Below are 18,226 nucleotides of genomic sequence, written 5' to 3' on the forward strand. Positions count from 1 at the left end.
GATCTGCTTCGGCACCTGTTCCGTCAATGGATCGTGGCGCCTGACCTGCGACGCTGCCCTGGTCGTTCCTCACAGCCAGATGCGAATGCCGGCGACCCAGCGCCGGTCGGTGATACGCCGACCGGCGTCGCGTGCGAGGCCGGCCGTGCCACCGGTCAGATGCTCCCAGGACACACCGACGTACGGTGCGATGCTGCGGCGAATCTCGTAGCGCAGGCGCAAGCCGCCTTCGACGCTGGACACGCCGGCGCGCAGCTGCCGCTGGACGTCGTCCTTGCCATAGGCGTTGACCTCGATCTCGGGCTGGAGGATCAGCCGCTGGGTGAACAGCAACTCGTACTCCGCGCGTACCCGCGCCGCGGTGCGACCGCCCTCCCCCGCATACGCCGTCGCCTCCAGCTCGAACCAGTACGGCGCGAGACCCTGGACGCCAAAGGCCGCCCAGTTCCGTTTCGGTCCTTCGCCGATATCGCGCCGCAGACCGAGTTGGGTGTCCCAGAACGCCGCTACCGCATGGCTCCAGAACAGTTCGGCATCGCCATCGCGCGGCCGGTTGCCTTCGCGCTCGCCTTCGCTGCGAAACCAGAGCTTGTCGCTGTCATTGCCGTACCAGCCCTCGGCCTCCCAGGACTGGCCATGACCGCCCTGCCCTGCAAAGGACTCCAGGCGGTCGATCAACACCATGCCGACGGGCGCCGTGTCGTCCATGTCCTTCATCGCCATGCCGTGCATGCCGCTGGAAGGAACGCCGTCGGACCAATTGGGACTGCGCGCATCGGCAGGTACCTTGCCGCCCTGCATGGGACCCATTTTCATATCGGCCATGGGTGCCATGTCGTGCATCGTGGCCATGTCATGGGCCGGCGCATCGCTGTGCTGCATGCCTGGCATGTCCTGCATGCCTTGCGCGTCCTGTGCCGAGGCGGAGGCGATGCCACCGAGCGCCAGGAGGGCGAAGGCGAGCCACCTCACGACACCACCACTTCACGGAACATGCCCGCTTCCATGTGATAGAGCATGTGGCAGTGGTAGGCCCAGCGCCCCGGGTTATCGGCGGTCACCGCATAGGTCACCTGCTGGGCGGGCTGCACGTTCACCGTGTGCTTGCGCACCTGGAAGGCGCCGTCGGGCGACTCGACCTCGCTCCACATGCCATGCAGATGGATCGGGTGATTCATCATGGTGTCGTTGACCAGTCGCAGGCGAAGACGCTCGCCACGGCGGAAATGCACCGGCGTCGCCGCGGAATATTTCACGCCGTCGAACGACCACGCGAAGCGATCCATGTTGCCGGTGAGATGGAGCTCGATCGTTCGTCCCGGCGCGCGCGTATCCAGCGGGCCACCGATGGTATGCAGGTCCGCGTAGGTGAGGACGCGGTGGCTGCGTTCGCGCAGACCGACGCCGGGGTCGTCGAGGTTGCTGCGCGGCATGTCGACGCGCATATCGACACCGGGGCCATATTCGGTACTGGCGTGATGTGCCATCACCCTGTCGCCGCCGTCACCGCTGTCGTCGGCCATCGAGCCCATCATGTCGCGCATGGCCAGGCGAGGCCGCGGGTCGAGCGCGGGCACGTCGGCACGCATGCCATGCTGCGGAGCCAGGGTGGCGCGCGCAAAACCGGAGCGGTCGATCGACTGGGCGAAGATCGTGTAGGCGCGGTTTTCGCGTGGCTCGACGATCACGTCGTAGGTTTCGGCGGCGGACAGCCGCAGCTCGTCCACCATGACGGGCTCGACATCCTGGCCGTCCGCCGCCACCACGCTGAGGCGCAGGCCGGGAATGCGCAGGTCGAAGATCGAATTCGACGAACCATTGATCAAGCGCAGGCGCACCCGCTCGCCGGGCCGGAAAAGGCCGGTCCAGTTGCCTGCCGGTGCGCTGCCGTTGACCAGGTACGTGTATGTCGCGCCCGACACGTCGGCCAGGTCGGTGGGGTTCATTCGCATGCGGTTCCACATACGGCGCATGGCCATGGCGTCGCCGACGCCTTTCGCATGGGCGTCGCGAAGAAAATCGGCGACGGTCGGCTGGCCATAGTTGTAGAAATCGCTACGCGAACGCAGCCTCGCATAGACGCGCTCGGGGTCTTCGTCGGTCCAGTCGCTGATCAGGATCACGTGTTCGCGATCGACGGCGTGTCGTTCGCCATCCTTCGGTGCGATCACGATGGCGCCGTAAAGGCCGCTCTGTTCCTGGAACCGGCTGTGAGCGTGGTACCAGTACGTGCCCGACTGCTTCACGGGGAAGCGATAGGTGAATTCGCCGCGCGCCGGGATGCCATCGAAGCTCAGCCCCGGCACGCCGTCCTGGTCGAAAGGCAGCACGAGGCCGTGCCAATGGATCGACGAGACGGTGTCCAGCTGGTTGCGGACACGCAGGGTGATCGACTCGCCCTCTCGCCAGCGCAGGATCGGACCGGGCACGCCACCGTTCACGGTGACAGCGGTGCGCGCACGGCCGGTGAAATCCACGGCGGCCTGGCGAATGTCGAGGATCATGTCGGCACCGGACAGTTCGCCTGCGCCACGCATCGGCTCGGTCGCGGACGCGGGACGGACGACACCGGAACCCAGCCCGATGCCGGCCACCGCCAGGCCCTGGACGAAGCGGCGTCGTGGCAGGTGAATCGTCGGTTCGCCGTCGTCGCGCATGGGGTTCTCGAATCCGGAATATCGAAGGAGGACCGAGCGTAAGAGCAGGACGGTGGCGCGACAACTCTGGAGCAGGCTCCGTGCGGGCTAGCGGTAGCTCACGTTGACGACGATCGACGTGTTCGCCTCGCCGGCCGTCACCGTCTGGCCGACACGACGATAGCGGGCCCGGAAGCCGTAACTGTGTCCGTCGCGCACGGCCGGCAGAATCAGCGGCGACGGGCTGTTGGGAATGGCCTGGGTGTCCGGGTCGTCACTGCGCAGCTCCACGGCGACGCCTGTCGCCGGGCTCGCGCCGCCGACCTTGAACAACGACGCGTCCTGCTCGTTCGCCGCCGCGCTGAAGCTCATGAGGATCTGGGTGGCATGCCTGCATCCGGTGGAGACCAGCGCCTGGGATACCCAGGGGCTGCTGCCCACCACGAGAAGCTCGCGGCCATCGACCTTCCCCAGGGGAAAGACGAGGCTGCGCGAGGTGAAGGCGCAGGTCGGTCGTTCCGGCTCCACGCGGGTGTCGGTCAGGTCGACCCAGGCCTGTGCCTGACCGTCCCAGCCACCCCGGGCGAGGGTGCCGGAGGTGAGGGCGTCGCCGGCGTCGACATCGCCGGTCTTGATGAGTTGCACCCGAAAGTGCGCGTCCGTGAGGACCGCGTCGAAAATGAAGGGGATGGACAGGTGATCGGGGACGAGAAGCTCGCCGTAGTTGCTGTTGTGGAAATAGACGCGAATGCCGACACCCGCCACGTTGGTGTCGTAAATGCCCTCGCCCCGTCCGCTGGGCGTGGTGAAGAGACCGAGACTGGCGGTGCGCGTCGGGTACAGGCATTTGAACCTGGGCGAGGTCCAGCCCGCCGTCCGCTTCTCCGCCAGCACGCTGCCCGGCGCCGCATCGACAGGGACATTGACCGTCCCGAACGACAGCACCTGTGGGCCACCCTGCGATGGATGCTTCAGGCAACCGGCGCGAGCCGGGGCCGGGATCGAGGCGAGCGACAACAGGAAGGCGAAGCGGACGATGCGGACAAGGGGCATGACGATGACTTCACGAGACAGACCGCATCGAGTCTGCGGATTTCGTCATGCCAAGCCCATCGGAGAATTCTGAAATGCCGCCGACAGCGCGCCACCCGGGCTGCACGGCCTGTTCACCGCGTCACGCCAATGATCCGCCCATGAGCCTGCAGGAATATCGCCGCAAGCGGAACTTCGCCAGGACGCGCGAGCCCGTTCCCGAAGGCTCCGCGCGCGGGCACGGCCGCGCTATCTTCGTGGTCCAGTTGCACCACGCCTCGCGCCGGCACTTCGACTTCCGCCTGCAGGTGGGCGACGTACTGCGCAGCTGGGCCGTACCCAAGGGACCCAGTTACGATCCGAAGGTCAAACGCCTGGCCGTGGAAGTCGAAGACCATCCCGTGTCGTACGCGGACTTCGAAGGCGATATCGAGGAAGGGTATGGCAAGGGACACGTCGACACCTTCGATCGTGGGGTCTGGTCCACCGCGGGCGACGCCGAGGCGCAGTTACGCAAGGGCCATCTCACCTTCGAGCTGTTCGGTAAGCGGCTAAAGGGAAGCTGGCATCTGGTGCGCAGTGGAAAGAAGGAGCGCCAGCCCTCCTGGTTCCTGATCAAGGCGAGCGACGCCTATGCCGGCGACATCGAGGCGGATGACCTGCTCGATGCGACGATGCGCGAGAGCACGCGGCGCGCCACGAAGAATCCAGCCGCCAAACGCGGGACGCGCCGCGTCCCGGCCGCCACGCTGAGCAAAGAAGCCGCCGCTCTCGATGGCGCGCGCAAGGCGCGTGCATCCACCGAGTTCTTCGCTCCCCAGCTCGCGAAACTGCGCGACACACCGCCACAGGGCGATGCCTGGCTGCATGAAGTGAAATGGGATGGCTATCGCATCCTGGCCAGTGTCGCTAAGGGCAAGGTGATGCTGTGGTCGCGCAACGCCCTGCCCTGGAACGACCGCCTGCCGGAGATCGTCACCGCCATCGAAGGCCTGGGCCTCGACAGTGCGCGACTCGACGGCGAACTCATCGCGCTGGATGCGCAGGGACGCAGCGACTTCAACGCGCTCCAACGAACCCTGGCTGGCGAGCTGCAGGCGCCACTGGCCTACATGCTTTTCGATATGCCCTATCTGCAGGGTTACGACCTCGGCAAGGTCGCCCTGAGCGCACGAAAACAACTGCTCGAACGCGTGCTGTCCCACGCGCCTCACCTGCTTTCGTACAGCGGCCACCACCTCGGCAACGGCGACGAGGTGTTCGCCATGGCGATGGCGCAGAAACTCGAAGGGATCATTTCCAAGCGCGCCGACGGCGGCTATCGCAGTGGACGCAACGACGACTGGCTGAAGATCAAGCGCCTGGAAAGCGACGAATTCGCCGTGGTCGGTTACACGCCCGCCAAGGGCTCCCGGCTCACCTTCGGCTCCTTGCTCCTGGCCCGACCCGACGCCGATGGTGGATGGACCTACGCAGGGCGTGTCGGTACGGGCTTTACCGATGACATGCTCCGCGACCTGGGCAAGACCCTGGCGAAGGGCGGGTCGAAAAAGCCCACCGTGCGCATCGAGGCGATCGATCCGACACTACGTGGCGCGCTGTGGGTACCGCCGACCGCGGTCGTCGAGGTGTACTACCGCGGCATCGGCAACAAGCAGCTCCTGCGCCAACCGAGCCTGAAGACCCTGCGCGTGGACAAGGCACCAAAGGATCTGCGTGACGCCGACCGGGCCCCGCCGGCGAAGGCGAAGACGACCGCGACGACCAAGGCAACGAAGCCAGGCGACACGGCCGCCGCGATCGTGATCACGCACCCCGACCGCGTGGTGTTTCCCGACGACGGGATCACCAAACAGCAGGTCGTCGATTACTACCTGGCCGTGATGCCCTGGCTCCTGCCGGAGATCGCCGATCGCCCTACCTCGACCATTCGCTGCCCCGGCGGCATCGGCTCCCCATGCTTCTTCCAGAAGCATGTGATGGCCGGCCTCGAGCATGTCGGCACGGCCAGACTCAAGGAAGAGACCGGCGCGCAAGCGGTGTATCTCTACCCGAAGAACGAGGCCGGCGTGATCGAGCTGATCCAGTTCGGCGCCGTGGAGTTTCACCCCTGGGGTTCGCACGTCGATTCGCCCGATATCGCCGACCGCGTCGTCTTCGACCTCGATCCCGGCGAAGACGTCGAATGGCGCCGGGTGATTGCCGCCGCGCGGATGGTCCGGGGTTTACTCGAACAACTGGGGCTGGTTTCCTTCGTTCGCACCACCGGAGGCAAGGGCCTGCATGTGGTCGTGCCCTTGAACCCGGGCGCGGACTGGGCCACCGTCAAGGGCTTCGCTCGTGGCTTCGCCGAAACCCTGGCACAGCTGCATCCGCTGGAATTCGTCGCCACGGCCAGCAAGCGCTTCCGCCGCGGCAAGATCTACATCGACTACCTGCGCAACGGCCGTGGCGCCACCGCGGTGGCCTCCTATTCGCTGCGATCGCGTGCGGGCGCGCCGGTCGCGGTGCCACTGCGATGGGAGGAACTGGGCAAGCTCGGATCCGGCAACGCCTTCGACCTGACCAGCGTGCCGAAGCGGCTCGCGCGTCTCAAGAAGGATCCCTGGGATGGTATCGACACGCTGAAACAGGACCTCGCAATGGTCGACCAGGCCCTCGCGGGGCGCTAGCGAGGCGATCCAAGTAAACTTACGCCTCACCCTTTCGTGACGACCCCATGTTCGTTTCGCTTCCCCGGTTCCTACGTATCCCCCTTGCCTGCCTGCTGCTTTTGGCCAGCACGGTGCTGCATGTGCTGCCGCTCCTGCTGCTGACGGTGGTGCGCCTGATCATTCCCGTACGCTCGATGCGCAAGGCGTTCGCCCCGGTACTGGTGCACATCGCCGAAAGCTGGCTGAGCATCAACGCCTGGTTGTTCGGCGCCTTCACGCGCACGCAGTGGCAGGTCGAAGGCCTCGACGGCTTGAACATGCGCGAGAACTACCTCGTGGTATGCAACCACCAGAGTTGGGTGGATATCCCCGCGCTGCAGAAGATCTTCAACCGGCGCATTCCTTTCATGCGCTTCTTCCTGAAGAGCCAGCTGATCTGGGTGCCCTTGCTGGGACCGGCCTGGTGGGCACTGGACTTCCCCTTCATGAAGCGTCATTCGAAGCAGGAACTGGAAGCGAAGCCGGAACTGCGCGGCAAGGATCGCGAAGCCACCCGCCGCGCCTGCGAGAAGTTCAGCCACGTGCCGGTCTCGGTGATGAACTTCACCGAGGGCACGCGCTTCACCAAGGCCAAGCACGACGCGCAGAAGTCGCCGTACACGCATCTGCTACGCCCGAAGGCCGGCGGCGTCGCCTTCGTGATCGATGCCATGGGCGACGCCATTCGGCAGATGCTCGACGTCACCATCGTCTACCCGGCGGGGCCGGGCACGATGATGGACCTGATCGCCGGGCGCATTCGCGAGATCCGCATCCACGTGCGCCGCCTCGCCATCGATCCGTCGATGCGCGGCGACTATGAGAACGATGCCGTGTATCGCGAACGCTTCCAGACCTGGGTGAACCAGCTGTGGACGGAGAAGGACGCGCGCATAGCGGCGATGTTGGGCCGCTGATCGGCCGGGTTCTACCGAGCCGATTGGGCGGCTTCCTTGGCGAGCACCTCGTCGAGTCGTTCGCGGCCGGCGTCCGCATAGGTCTTGCAGGTCTTGCCTTCGCCCTGTTCCGGATGCGGCGTGATCAACACGTCGCACGGCAGCGCGGCGACACGGTCGAAGGTCTTGCGATATTCAGCGACATAGGCCGGGTGATCGCTGAAGCGATAGGTGTCCGAAGCGAAGGCATACAGGCTGTCGGCAAAGACGATGTTCTTGCATGAGGTGCCTTCGCACGACTGCCAGGTCCAGGCCGTGCCGCCCGGCGTGTGACCCGGCGTGATATGCGCGGTGAGCGTCACGGGTCCAACCCGGACGACCGTGCCTTCGACGATGTCGCCCTTCGCATCCACCTTCGGATAAGCCTTTTCGCTCGGGTCGTACTGCGGGTCCTCGGGATACCTGCCGCCGACCTGCATCGCCGCGGCGCCCTTCGCCGTGGCGCGTACCGGCGCGCCGCTGTCCTTGGCCAGCTGCGCGATCGCGCCCGCATGATCGTGGTGCGGGTGCGTGTTGAGGATCAGCTTGATGTCTTCGACGCGGAAGCCGAGCTGGCGGATGTTCGCCTCGATCAGCTTCGCATTCGAGGGGTAAGGCGCGTCGATCAGCACATGGCCTTGTGGCGACGTGATCAGGACGGCCGCCAGGCCCTTGGTGCCGACGTAGTAGGTGTTGCCATAGATGACGTGCGGGGCGACCGCCTGCGTCCATGTCGGGTTGGCTCCTGTCGCCACCGGCGCCGGGGTCGTGGCGAAGGCGGGCAGGGCGAGGCAGCAGGCGAGGGCGAGCAGGTGGCGGCGCATATCGGTGTTCCCATCGGAAGGCGGAGCGAAGGATAGGCGAGGGGGTGGGGCGGGCGGGTGCCGCGCAGGGGGCTAAGTTGTGGCAAGCGAGCGTTCGCCGCTGAAGCGGCTCCCACAGGGGGCGGGAGCGGGGGGCACTGAGCCGCAGGGGGCGGGAGCATCGCCGCTGGAGTTGCTCCCGCAGCGGGCGTCAGGCGGGTGTGCGGCGACGCTGGCGGGCGCGCCAGAAGAGGAAGCCGGTCACCAGCAGGAACATCGGAAGCACGCCGGTAACGCAGGCGACGATGCGCCAGAGCAAGCCACCGACCGCCGCCGAATGGATCGGGAACAGGGCATTGGCCAGGCGCAGGCCCGGGCCGAGCCGGGTCGCGTCGTCGCCACCGATCACCCGGGCGGCGACGGGGTCCATCCACAGGGAGCTGCGTCCGTCCTCGGTCCATTCGCCGGGACGGCGGATGCGCAGCACGAGCGTGCCGCTGTCCTTCTGCGGCAGCATCACGCGGGTGAGTTCGGCGTCGGGAGCGGCGGCCTGGGCCGCCGCCAGGACGGCCGGCCAGTCGATCTCGGCCTGGGCGGGCGGCAGCTTCGGCGGCCGGGCGGGCGGCGCTTCGTGGAAGGCCGACGCCAGGCCGTTACGGACGGCGCCGCGATAGGCCATGGTGGTGCCGGTGCCGATCATGACGACAAGCAGGGGCAGGGCGACGATACCGACGAAACGATGCAAGCTCGCCCAACGCAGCACTGGCGGGTTGGCATGCGGCTTGAGGTGCTGCAGCGCGCGACGTCGCCCCGGCCAGTACAGCCACACGCCCGAGAACAGCATGAACAGCCCGGTGCAGGCGACCACGCCGAGGAGGGTCTCGCCCACTTCGCCACTGAGCAGGTGGGTATGCCAGTCCATCAGCATGAGCATGGGGTCGCTGGACTTATCGCGCCGCAGGAGCAGCTCGCCCGTGGTCGCATCGAAGTAGCTGCGACCGCCGCGCGACTGGGCTGCCCACACCGGCAGGTCCTCGTCGGGCAGCGAGAGCCCGCGCAGCCCCTTGCCTTCCGGCGAAGCGAGCAGGGTCGCCAGCGAGTGGCCTTGCGTCGCTAGGTCCGGGAGCGGCCGCGAGACGAGTTGGGGGTGCCCGGCCGCGAACAGCGGGTCCTCCCACAGCAAGATGCTGCCGGTCAGGCTCACCAGTGCCAGCACCAGGCCCAGGCTGAGGCCGAGCCACAGGTGCATCGTTTTCAGCGCGGAACGGAAACGGCGCGGGTGCGGCATGAAGACGGCCTTGCGGGAAGCGAAAGGCCGTCATCGTAATTGCGAATGATTCTCAGATCAATTGACGGATGCTTACGACGGCCAATCGTTGTGCAGGATGCACCGGGTGAAGTCGGTCCGCTGGAAGCCGGGCTGCTTGTACGCCATGACGTCGGCCTTGACGTTGCCGAAGGTGGTCTCCGGCTTGTTGCGCACGCCGTTGTAGAAGGCGTCGATGATCCCTTCCTTGAAGTGACCGCCGCGAGGATGGATCTGCGCCACCGTCTCACGGTCGCCGCTTGCCACGTTCTCGAAGCCGAGGCCGAGCACGTCCATCTCGACGCCTGCGGTCACCAGGGCGATTTCCGGCTTCATGTGCTGTGGCACGCCAGGCGTGGTGTGCAGCGCGATGGACGCCCAGACGATATCGATCTGGGCCTCGTCGATGCCCCTGGCACGCAGGAAGTCGCGCGCCACGTTGGCGCCATCGACTTCGAAGCGCTCGGTCTTGCTCGAATAGGCCGGGACCAGGCCCATGTCGTGGAACATGGCGCCGGCGTAGAGGAGCTCCGGATCGAAAGCCAGCTGCTTGGCCTTGCCGGTCAGGGCGGCAAAGAGAAAGACGCGACGGGAATGGTGGTAAAGCAGGTCGGACTCGGTGTCGCGCACCAGCTCGGTGATCTCGCGGGCGAGAACGCTGTCGGGAATGGCGATGCCGGCGATGATGGTGGACATGGCGGGGTTCTCAGGCGATGGGTGAGCCTATTGGGCGCCTCCCGTCGGGCGTCTTGATTTGACTCGAGGTAGCAAATGCTGCCATGTTGCGCGCCATGCAGTCGCCGCCCTCCCTCACGATCGTGATCGTCGCTCCGCCGGGCGTGCAGATGCTCGACGTTTCCGGGCCGGCCGACGTCTTCGCCGAAGCCAATCGCCAGGCGCGGCGTGAGGTGTACCAGGTACTCACCGTGGGCACCGCCCCGCTGGCCGTCACCGCTTCGTCCGGCATGCGTTTCCTGCCCGATCGCAGCACCCTGGAGGGCTTCGACCACATCGATACCCTGCTCGTCGCCGGGTCGCCCGACCTGTCCTCGGCAGCCACCGACTACAGCCTGCTGGACTGGCTGCGTCGGCACGCGGCGGTGTCGCGCCGCTACGGCTCGATCTGCAGCGGCGCCCTGCTTTTCGCCCAGACCGGCCTGCTCGACGACCGGCGTGTCACCACCCACTGGAAAGTCGCCGGCCTGCTCGCCGAGCGACATCCTTCGCTACAGGTGGAAGCCGACGCGTTCGTCGTCCGCGATGGTCCGGTGTGCACCGCGGCGGGGGTCACCGCCGGCATGGACCTGGCCATTGCCCTGGTCGAGGAAGACCTCGGTCGCGACATCGCCATGGCGGTCGCTGCCGAGCTGGTCGTCTTCTACCGGCGTCCCGGCGGCCAACTGCAGTTCAGCCGTCATGGCGAGGCCGCGCCTGCCGGCCGCGGTGCGTTGCAGGAGCTGCAGCGCTACGTGGCGAGCCATCCGGCCGAAGCGCACTCCGTCACCGCCATGGCCGAACGGGTGGGCATGAGTGCTCGCCACTTCGCGCGCATCTTCCGCCACGAGGTCGGCATGACGCCGGCGGAATTCGTCGAGACGATGCGCGTGGAAGCCGCGCGCCGTCTGCTGGAAGAAGGCCACGAGACGCCGAAGCGGGTCGCTGCACACTGCGGTTACGCCGATGCCAACGGTCTGCGCCGTGCCTTCGTGCGTCGGGTCGGAGTGACCCCGGCGGAGTATCGCAAGCGGCACGCGCACGCGCGTGCCTGATCCGCTCAGGGCTCGATGATTCCGCGACGCAGGGCGATCGCCACCGCGTGGGTGCGATCGTTCGCGGCGAGCTTGGCAAGGATGCTCTTCATGTGTGCCTTGACGGTCTCCTCGGCGATACCCAAGGAAACCGCGACATCGCGGTTGGCTTCGCCCATGGCGACCCGGGTGAGTACCTGGGTCTCTCGGGGGGTCAATTCGTCGTCGTTCGCGTGGCCTGCCATTTCGTGCGCTATCTCCTCGGGTACGCGGCGCTTGCCGTCCATGATTTGTCGAATGGTACTGAGCATTTCCTTACGCAGCTCGCTCTTGAGCAGGTAGCCCTGCGCTCCCGCGCGGAACGCCCGGAGCGCCTGTACGTCACCACGGTAGGTCGTGAGAACGAGGATGCGTGCATCCGGAAACTCGGCACGAATCGCTTCGATCGCCGCGATGCCACCGATCCCCGGCATCTGCAGGTCCATCAGGGTGAGGTCCGGGCGGTGTTCGCGGTAACGCTCGATCGCCTCTTCGCCCGTGCTCGCTTCGGCGACCAGTTGAAGCTCGTCCTGGCCTTCGATGACTGCCGCGATGCCCTCACGTAGCAGAGGATGGTCGTCGACGGTCATGATGCGGATAGACGGCATGGGCGGAGTATAACGACACCGCCTCCACCATGAACTTGCGAGCATCGACCGATGACGGCAACCAAGCGCTCCGACAAGAAGCCTTCGGCCCCCGGCCACGTTCGCACGGGCATGGGCGGCTGGGTGTTCGCACCGTGGCGCGGCGTGTTCTACCCGGACGACCTCGTGCAGAAACGCGAGCTGGAATATGCCAGCCGGCAGGTCAGGTCGATCGAGATCAACGGCACGTATTACCGCGCACCGGACGCGGCGACCTACCGGAAATGGGCTGCCGAAACACCGGAAGGCTTTGTCTTTTCGGTGAAAGCGCCGCGCCATATCGTGCAGACCAAACAGCTGGCGACCGCGGGCGATCGCATCGAACGCTTCGTCGACGGGGCCAGCGCGCTGGGCGACCGGCTCGGGCCGATCCTCTGGCAATGCCTCGCCACCCGCGCCTTCGACCCCGACGACATGGCGGCCTTTCTCGACCTGCTTCCCGAAAAGGCCGGCGGCGTGACACTCCGCCATGCGGTCGAGGTGCGTAACGAGACCTTCATGGACGAGCGCTGGCTCGCGCTGGCACGGGAACGCGGCGTGGCGACCGTCTTCACCGACTCGCCCGAGCATCCCTCCTTCGCCGACCTGACCGGTCCCTTCGTCTATGCGCGCCTGATGCGCAGCCGGGCGGCGGAAAAGCAGGGCTACCCCGCGAAAGAACTGAAGGTCCTGGCGAAACAGGCGGCCACGTGGGCCGCGGGCGGCGATCCCCGCGACCTGCCCCATGTCGGCGACGCGCTGGCGAACGGCGCCCCGCGCGATGTTTTCGTCTACTTCATCTCCGCGGCCAAGGAGCGCAACCCGTCGGCCGCCGTGGCGCTCGACAAGCTCCTGGACAACGCATAATCCCTCCCTTTCCCGAACGGACGACCCATGGACCGTCTCATCCAGAACACCCTCATCGACCTTTTCGCCGAGCACGGCGTGCAACTCGAGCCCGACGAAGACTGGCTGCTGACCGAGGGCGACGACTATCCGGCCCTGCGTGGCATCTGGCACGAAGGCAAGGACGGCGCCATGGGCCGGCTGGACCTGGACATCGTCCTCGACGAGGAACGCACCATCGAGGAAAGCTTCGGCGGTATCGGCAGTGGCAAGGCCGGTTGCCGCGATGCACTGGACAGCTTCGCGCGGAACGATTTCCACGTGGTGCTGGCCGCGTGCTGGCATACGGTGAACAAGAGCAAGCTAGCCGTGCACGAGCTCACCGCCGGCGTGCATCGCTTCAACGCCTACATCGGCGACTTCACCCTGCGCGGGGAGAAGGATGCACCCATGGAGATTCCCGAAGACGGCCTCTCCGCGCTCGAGGCCGCCATTTCCACGGCACCGCTGACCAACGACGTGCACTGGATCCGCGTGTTCTACGGCAACGTCGGCGACGGCAAGAGCCAGGTCGAAGTGCTGCTCGACAACGAGCCCTGGGCGGCCGGTCACAAGGCCATCGCCTCGGTGGAGTGGCCCCAGCACGAGCGCTACTACAGCCTGCGCAACTTCATCGCGCTGGTACCGGTGGACTGAAGGCCGTTCCATAGCTGGCGGACCGGCACGGGCGTCATTCCGTCTGGACACCGACATACGGAATATCGATGTGCGGCTCACGACCGGTCCGGTTCACCCGCAGGAAGAACGTTTTGCCCAGGTTGTCTTCGCCTGGAATCAGCAGACCGACCAGCGGGGTACCGCCAGGTTCCACGCTCGTCTGGATGAAGTTCACGACGCCGCTCGACCAGTAGTACAACGATCCCGTGTCGTTCGGGTCGTGTATCTGGGTTTGAATGGAGCCGAATTCGATCGGCTCGCCGTCCTGGTCCAGCAGTTCGACGACCGCATCGGGTTTCACCATGTCGCCGATGGGCGCGGAGGAACTTCCGCGACTGACGATTCTGAAGCTGGTTGGCACCTGGGACGAAATCGTGATCCTGAACTCGGCGAAAACCACCGCCGGATCGGCGCTTTCGGGTGCCGTCGCCCTGACGATGAAGCGCCCTGGTGTCTTCCCCGTAAGGAGCCAGTCCTGGGCGATCGCAAACCCGCCGTCGCCCTCCGTGATACCCAGGCTGCTGCCGATCGGGTTGCCGTCGAGCACGAAGGTGGATCCCGTCCCGTTATTGTCGATGACCCTGTAGTCGATGAACACGTCCCCCACCGGCGCTCCCGCGGCATCCGTCGCTTCCACCATGAGGTTCCTATGCAGCCGATCGGCATCGACCGTTCTGTCGACATAGATATAAGGGGTCAGCGTTGCCACCGGGTTGGCGACGTTGGCGCGACGCTCCGCCATCGCCGCGTCGAGCTTGCCCTGCAGGTCGTTTGAAATGGCGTGCTTCTTCATCCGAAACTCCTTTTCCACGATGAGTACGCAGCGCATGCTGCGACGAGACAGCGGGCCATCGGCCCCTGCATGGTCCACTTTACGGGCGCAAAATGGCGGAGGAACATCCGGCGCCGGCCATTCGAGGGGCGAATACGGCTCGTGCAGGACTAACCGGCTGAATTACATCGGTTCTGCGCGAAACACCCAGTCTTCGGGTCGCAGGATGGCAAACAGGCCATCGCGCACGGTTCGCCTGGCCAGACGCAGCACTTCCGCATCCCGCGAAAAGAGAATGGCGGCACCGGCGGACGCCGCGAGTTCCAGGAATTTCTGGTCGTCCGGGTCGCGGCAGCGGGGAAGCGCCACGCACGATGCGTCGGGAGCGGTCGCCAGCAAGGTGACGCATCGATCGAAGCGCGCCGCCGCTTCGGCGCGACGCGCTTCATCCAGCTTCAGGGCGGGATAAGCCAGCACACCCAGCCATTCATCGCGACAGTCCGCCCTCGTCACCGCTTCGACGTTACCGGCGGCGAGCGCCGCGACCAGCGGCGCGGCACGCGGATCGTCGAACACGAACGCGTCCAGGCAGACATTCGTGTCCAGGACGATGCGCACGCGATCAGGCCGCCGAACGCTCGGCGAGCTTCGCGTGCTGGGCAGCGACGATCGAGTACGACGCCTTGCGCGCCGCGTGGTCGAATATCTGCGCGGTGATGATGAGTTCGTCGGCACCGGTACGCTCGATGAAGTCCGCCAGGCCATTGCGCACGGTATCCGGCGAGCCGACCACCGCGCAGGACAGCGCGTGATCCACCTGCGCCTTTTCCATCGGTGTCCACACGCCATCCATCGAATTCACCGGCGGCGGCAGCTGGCCCGGCGCACCACGGCGCAGGTTCCAGAAAGCCTGCTGCTGCGAGGTGAACAGGCGGCGCGCTTCCTCGTCGGTCTCCGCCGCGACCACGTTGATGCCAAGCATCGCGTAGGGCTTGTCGAGCACATCCGACGGACGGAACATGTGCCGGTAGACCTCGAGCGCCTTCATCATCATGTCCGGCGCGAAGTGCGAAGCGAAGGCGAACGGCAGGCCCAGGTGCGCGGCGAGCTGCGCACTGAACAGGCTCGAGCCGAGCAGCCACAGCGGCACGTTGGTGTCCATGCCCGGCACCGCCCGCACGGTCTGGCCCGGCTGCTGCGGGCCGAGGAAGAGCTGGAGTTCCTGGACGTCGTCCGGGAAGCGGTCGTCGCTGGGGCCCATGGACCGGCGCAAGGCGCGGGCGGTGCCCTGGTCGGTGCCCGGCGCACGGCCGAGGCCGAGGTCGATACGGCCCGGATAGAGCGATGCCAGCGTGCCGAACTGCTCGGCGATCACCAGCGGCGCGTGGTTCGGCAACATGATTCCGCCGGAGCCGACGCGGATCGTACGGGTGCCTTCGGCAATGAAGCCGATCACCACGGCGGTCGCCGCGCTGGCGATGCCGGTCATGTTGTGGTGCTCGGCCAGCCAGTATCGATGGAAGCCCAGGGCCTCGGCATGCTGGGCGAGATCGCGCGAGTTACGCAGCGATTCGCCGGGGTTGGAGCCGCGCGCCACCGGGGACAGGTCGAGTACCGAGAACGGAATCATCCGCAGACACCTCTAGAAAGGGGAGGCGGGCGAACCGCCAATTCGTTCCAGATGGGCGGCCGGGGGGCGCTTTGCAACCCTTACAAGCGATTCCAGGGAAACAATCCGTTCGGTGGAACGATGCTCCGCAGGCCGTGGGCGGGGAGGAAAATACACCCATTCACCCATCCAGTCCGGTTATTCCGGGGGAGCACGACATGATCGACGTCCGCAGCTTCAACAGTCTTGGCGGTGCCAACCACGGTTGGCTCGATGCGAAGCATCACTTTTCGTTCGCCTCCTACAACGACCCGAAGCGCATGGGTTGGGGCGCGCTGCGCGTCTGGAACGACGACACGATCGCCGCCGGCACCGGCTTCCCGCCGCACCCGCATTCGGACATGGAGATCATCACTTATGTGCGTGAAGGCGCGATCACCCACGAGGACAGCCTGGGCAACAAGGGCCGCACCGAGGCGGGCGATGTGCAGGTGATGAGTGCCGGCACCGGCATCCGTCACGCCGAGTACAACGCCGAGCCGGAGGCCACCCGGATCTTCCAGATCTGGATCATTCCCGATGGCGAGCGCAAGGCGCCGTCGTGGGGCACCCGCCCATTCCCGAAGGGCGAGCGCTCCGGTCAGTTCGTCACCCTGGCCAGCGGCATGGCCGGCGACGGCGACGCGCTGCCGATCCGCACCGACGCCCGCGTCCTCGGCGCCAGCGTGAAGGCCGGGCAGACCGTGGAGTACACGCTGGGCGAGGGTCGCTTCGCTTACATGGTGCCGGCGGAAGGCTCGATCCAGATCAACGGCAAGACGCTCAACAAGGGCGACGGCGCCGCGATCCGCGACGAGACCACGTTGCGCATCACGGCCTCGGCCGATGCCGAACTCGTCCTGGTCGATAGCGCGGCGTAAGCGACGCCAGGGGTATGCTGTGGGTCATGACGACCCACGGCATGTCCTACCTCGACAACCCCATCCTCGACACCGACAGCTACAAGGCCAGCCACTGGCTGCAGTATCCGCCGGGCACCGACGCCACGTTCTTCTACGTGGAATCACGCGGAGGAACGTACGAAAGCACGCTGTTCTTCGGCTTGCAGGCCGTTCTCAAGTCGCGCCTCGGCCAAGCCGTAACGCACGCGCATGTCGATGCGGCGCGCGACTTCTTCGCCGTTCATGGCGAACCCTTCAACGAATCCGGCTGGCGACGCATCGTGGATGTCCACGGCGGCCGCTTGCCCGTGCGCATACGCGCCGTACCCGAAGGCTCCGTCGTGCCCACGCACCAGGCGCTGGTGACGATCGAATCGACCGACCCGGACGCTTTCTGGTTGCCGTCCTATCTGGAAACACTGCTGTTGCGCCTGTGGTACCCCGTGACCGTGGCGACGATCAGCTGGCAGGCACGGCGGACCATCCTGCAGTACCTGGCGAAGACCTCCGACGATCCCACCGGACAGATTCCCTTCAAGTTGCATGACTTCGGCGCGCGCGGGGTCTCCAGCGCCGAGTCCGCCGGGCTCGGCGGCATGGCGCATCTGGTCAACTTCATGGGCACCGACACCGTATCGGGTGTACTGGCCGCGCGTGCCTTCTACGCGGAACCCATGGCGGGCTATTCCATTCCTGCCGCCGAGCACAGCACGATCACCAGTTGGGGCCGCGAGCATGAAGTCGACGCCTACCGGAACATGCTCAGGCGTTTCGCGAAGCCGGGCTCACTCGTTGCCGTGGTCTCGGACAGCTACGACATCTACCACGCGATCAGCGAGCACTGGGGCAAGACGTTGCGCGACGAGGTGATCGCATCGGGTGCCACCGTCGTCGTACGGCCCGACTCCGGCGACCCGGTCGAGGTCGTGCATCGCTGCGTGAGCTTGCTGAACGACGCTTTCGGCAGCACGGTGAACGGCAAGGGCTTTCGTGTGCTCAACCATGTGCGCGTCATCCAGGGCGACGGCGTGAACCCCGAAAGCATCCGCGCCATCCTCGAACGCATCACCGGCGCCGGCTATTCGGCCGACAACCTCGCGTTTGGCATGGGCGGCGCACTGCTGCAGAAGCTTACCCGGGACACGCAGAAGTTCGCGCTCAAATGCTCGGCGGTGCGCATCGAAGGTACGTGGCGCGATGTCTGGAAGGATCCCGTCACCGACCAGGGCAAGACGTCCAAACGCGGTCGCATGACGCTGGTGCGCCATCGCGAGTACGGCAGCTATCGCACCGTGGCCTTGCCGGACGACGCGATATCGCTCGCACCGGGCGACCTTGAGCCGGGCTGGGAGGAAGCCATGGTCACCGTCTGGGAGAACGGCCAACCGCTGCGCGACTGGACATTCGCGGAAGTGCGCGAACGCGCCGCTGCCGGGCGTTAGGCCTGGTGCAGACGGCGGCCATGCGCTTCATGTAGGAGCCGGCCACGAGCTCTGTGTGGGCGCCGGCTATGCCGGCGATGG

Annotated in this window: 17 protein-coding genes; 7 read left to right on the plus strand and 10 right to left on the minus strand. The window is 66.3% G+C overall.

The window, feature by feature from the left end; all coding sequences use genetic code 11:
* Nucleotides 1-69: 69 nt before the first annotated feature.
* The 3 genes from VM621_RS19090 to VM621_RS19100 all read right to left on the minus strand — a co-directional run bounded on the left by VM621_RS19090 (nt 70) and on the right by VM621_RS19100 (nt 3,689).
* Nucleotides 70-972, minus strand: a complete 903-nt coding sequence (locus VM621_RS19090) for a copper resistance protein B (protein ID WP_325470553.1) — start codon at nt 970-972, stop codon at nt 70-72.
* Entirely contained in the window at nt 969-2,657 is a 1,689-nt protein-coding gene (locus tag VM621_RS19095; protein ID WP_325470554.1) for a copper resistance system multicopper oxidase, read from the minus strand. The genes VM621_RS19090 and VM621_RS19095 overlap by 4 nt, the downstream gene beginning before the upstream one ends.
* Before the next feature lie 87 nt (nt 2,658-2,744).
* Nucleotides 2,745-3,689 (minus strand): fimbrial protein, encoded by a 945-nt coding sequence (locus VM621_RS19100; RefSeq protein WP_325470555.1) that lies wholly within the window; start codon nt 3,687-3,689, stop codon nt 2,745-2,747.
* A 140-nt stretch (nt 3,690-3,829) separates the two neighbouring features.
* On the opposite strand from VM621_RS19100, the gene ligD reads away from it, so the two are divergent.
* Both ligD and VM621_RS19110 read left to right on the plus strand, forming a co-directional pair.
* A complete protein-coding gene (gene ligD / locus VM621_RS19105) occupies nt 3,830-6,340 on the plus strand; it encodes a DNA ligase D (protein ID WP_325470556.1) in 2,511 nt (836 codons plus the stop codon).
* 47 nt (nt 6,341-6,387) lie between these two features.
* Nucleotides 6,388-7,278 (plus strand): acyltransferase, encoded by an 891-nt coding sequence (locus tag VM621_RS19110; RefSeq protein ID WP_325470557.1) that lies wholly within the window; start codon nt 6,388-6,390, stop codon nt 7,276-7,278.
* 11 nt (nt 7,279-7,289) lie between these two features.
* On the opposite strand, the gene bla is transcribed toward VM621_RS19110, so the two are convergent.
* The 3 genes from bla to VM621_RS19125 all read right to left on the minus strand — a co-directional run bounded on the left by bla (nt 7,290) and on the right by VM621_RS19125 (nt 10,101).
* Nucleotides 7,290-8,120, minus strand: a complete 831-nt coding sequence (gene bla, locus VM621_RS19115; RefSeq protein WP_325470558.1) for a subclass B3 metallo-beta-lactamase — start codon at nt 8,118-8,120, stop codon at nt 7,290-7,292.
* Nucleotides 8,121-8,310: 190 nt separating this feature from the next.
* Nucleotides 8,311-9,387, minus strand: coding sequence for a PepSY-associated TM helix domain-containing protein (locus tag VM621_RS19120; RefSeq protein WP_325470559.1), 1,077 nt, complete (start codon nt 9,385-9,387; stop codon nt 8,311-8,313).
* A 72-nt stretch (nt 9,388-9,459) separates the two neighbouring features.
* A complete protein-coding gene (locus tag VM621_RS19125) occupies nt 9,460-10,101 on the minus strand; it encodes an HD domain-containing protein (RefSeq protein ID WP_325470560.1) in 642 nt (213 codons plus the stop codon).
* Nucleotides 10,102-10,184: 83 nt separating this feature from the next.
* On the opposite strand from VM621_RS19125, the gene VM621_RS19130 reads away from it, so the two are divergent.
* Complete coding sequence (locus tag VM621_RS19130; RefSeq protein WP_325470561.1) at nt 10,185-11,174, plus strand: GlxA family transcriptional regulator; 990 nt, start codon at nt 10,185-10,187, stop codon at nt 11,172-11,174.
* 5 nt (nt 11,175-11,179) lie between these two features.
* On the opposite strand, the gene VM621_RS19135 is transcribed toward VM621_RS19130, so the two are convergent.
* A complete protein-coding gene (locus VM621_RS19135; RefSeq protein WP_325470562.1) occupies nt 11,180-11,800 on the minus strand; it encodes a response regulator transcription factor in 621 nt (206 codons plus the stop codon).
* 51 nt (nt 11,801-11,851) lie between these two features.
* Between VM621_RS19135 and VM621_RS19140 the strand changes: the two genes are divergently transcribed.
* Nucleotides 11,852-12,685: a DUF72 domain-containing protein gene (locus tag VM621_RS19140; protein ID WP_325470563.1), complete on the plus strand. Its 834-nt coding sequence runs from the start codon at nt 11,852-11,854 to the stop codon at nt 12,683-12,685.
* A 27-nt stretch (nt 12,686-12,712) separates the two neighbouring features.
* Complete coding sequence (locus VM621_RS19145) at nt 12,713-13,360, plus strand: DUF6348 family protein (protein WP_325470564.1); 648 nt, start codon at nt 12,713-12,715, stop codon at nt 13,358-13,360.
* Nucleotides 13,361-13,394: 34 nt separating this feature from the next.
* On the opposite strand, the gene VM621_RS19150 is transcribed toward VM621_RS19145, so the two are convergent.
* The 3 genes from VM621_RS19150 to VM621_RS19160 all read right to left on the minus strand — a co-directional run bounded on the left by VM621_RS19150 (nt 13,395) and on the right by VM621_RS19160 (nt 15,783).
* On the minus strand, nt 13,395-14,174 hold the full coding sequence (locus VM621_RS19150; protein ID WP_325470565.1) for a hypothetical protein: 780 nt from the start codon (nt 14,172-14,174) through the stop codon (nt 13,395-13,397).
* A 162-nt stretch (nt 14,175-14,336) separates the two neighbouring features.
* Nucleotides 14,337-14,771 (minus strand): putative toxin-antitoxin system toxin component, PIN family, encoded by a 435-nt coding sequence (locus VM621_RS19155; protein WP_325470566.1) that lies wholly within the window; start codon nt 14,769-14,771, stop codon nt 14,337-14,339.
* A gap of 4 nt (nt 14,772-14,775) precedes the next feature.
* On the minus strand, nt 14,776-15,783 hold the full coding sequence (locus VM621_RS19160) for an LLM class flavin-dependent oxidoreductase (RefSeq protein WP_325470567.1): 1,008 nt from the start codon (nt 15,781-15,783) through the stop codon (nt 14,776-14,778).
* A 197-nt stretch (nt 15,784-15,980) separates the two neighbouring features.
* Between VM621_RS19160 and VM621_RS19165 the strand changes: the two genes are divergently transcribed.
* Both VM621_RS19165 and VM621_RS19170 read left to right on the plus strand, forming a co-directional pair.
* Complete coding sequence (locus VM621_RS19165) at nt 15,981-16,682, plus strand: pirin family protein (protein ID WP_325470568.1); 702 nt, start codon at nt 15,981-15,983, stop codon at nt 16,680-16,682.
* A gap of 41 nt (nt 16,683-16,723) precedes the next feature.
* The gene (locus VM621_RS19170) at nt 16,724-18,145 is read left to right on the plus strand and encodes a nicotinate phosphoribosyltransferase (protein ID WP_325470634.1); all 1,422 of its coding nucleotides are present in this window, start codon (nt 16,724-16,726) and stop codon (nt 18,143-18,145) included.
* Nucleotides 18,146-18,226: the final 81 nt, after the last annotated feature.

This window comes from Luteibacter sp. (assembly GCF_035539195.1).
In the GTDB taxonomy this organism is placed as follows: Bacteria; Pseudomonadota; Gammaproteobacteria; order Xanthomonadales; family Rhodanobacteraceae; genus Luteibacter.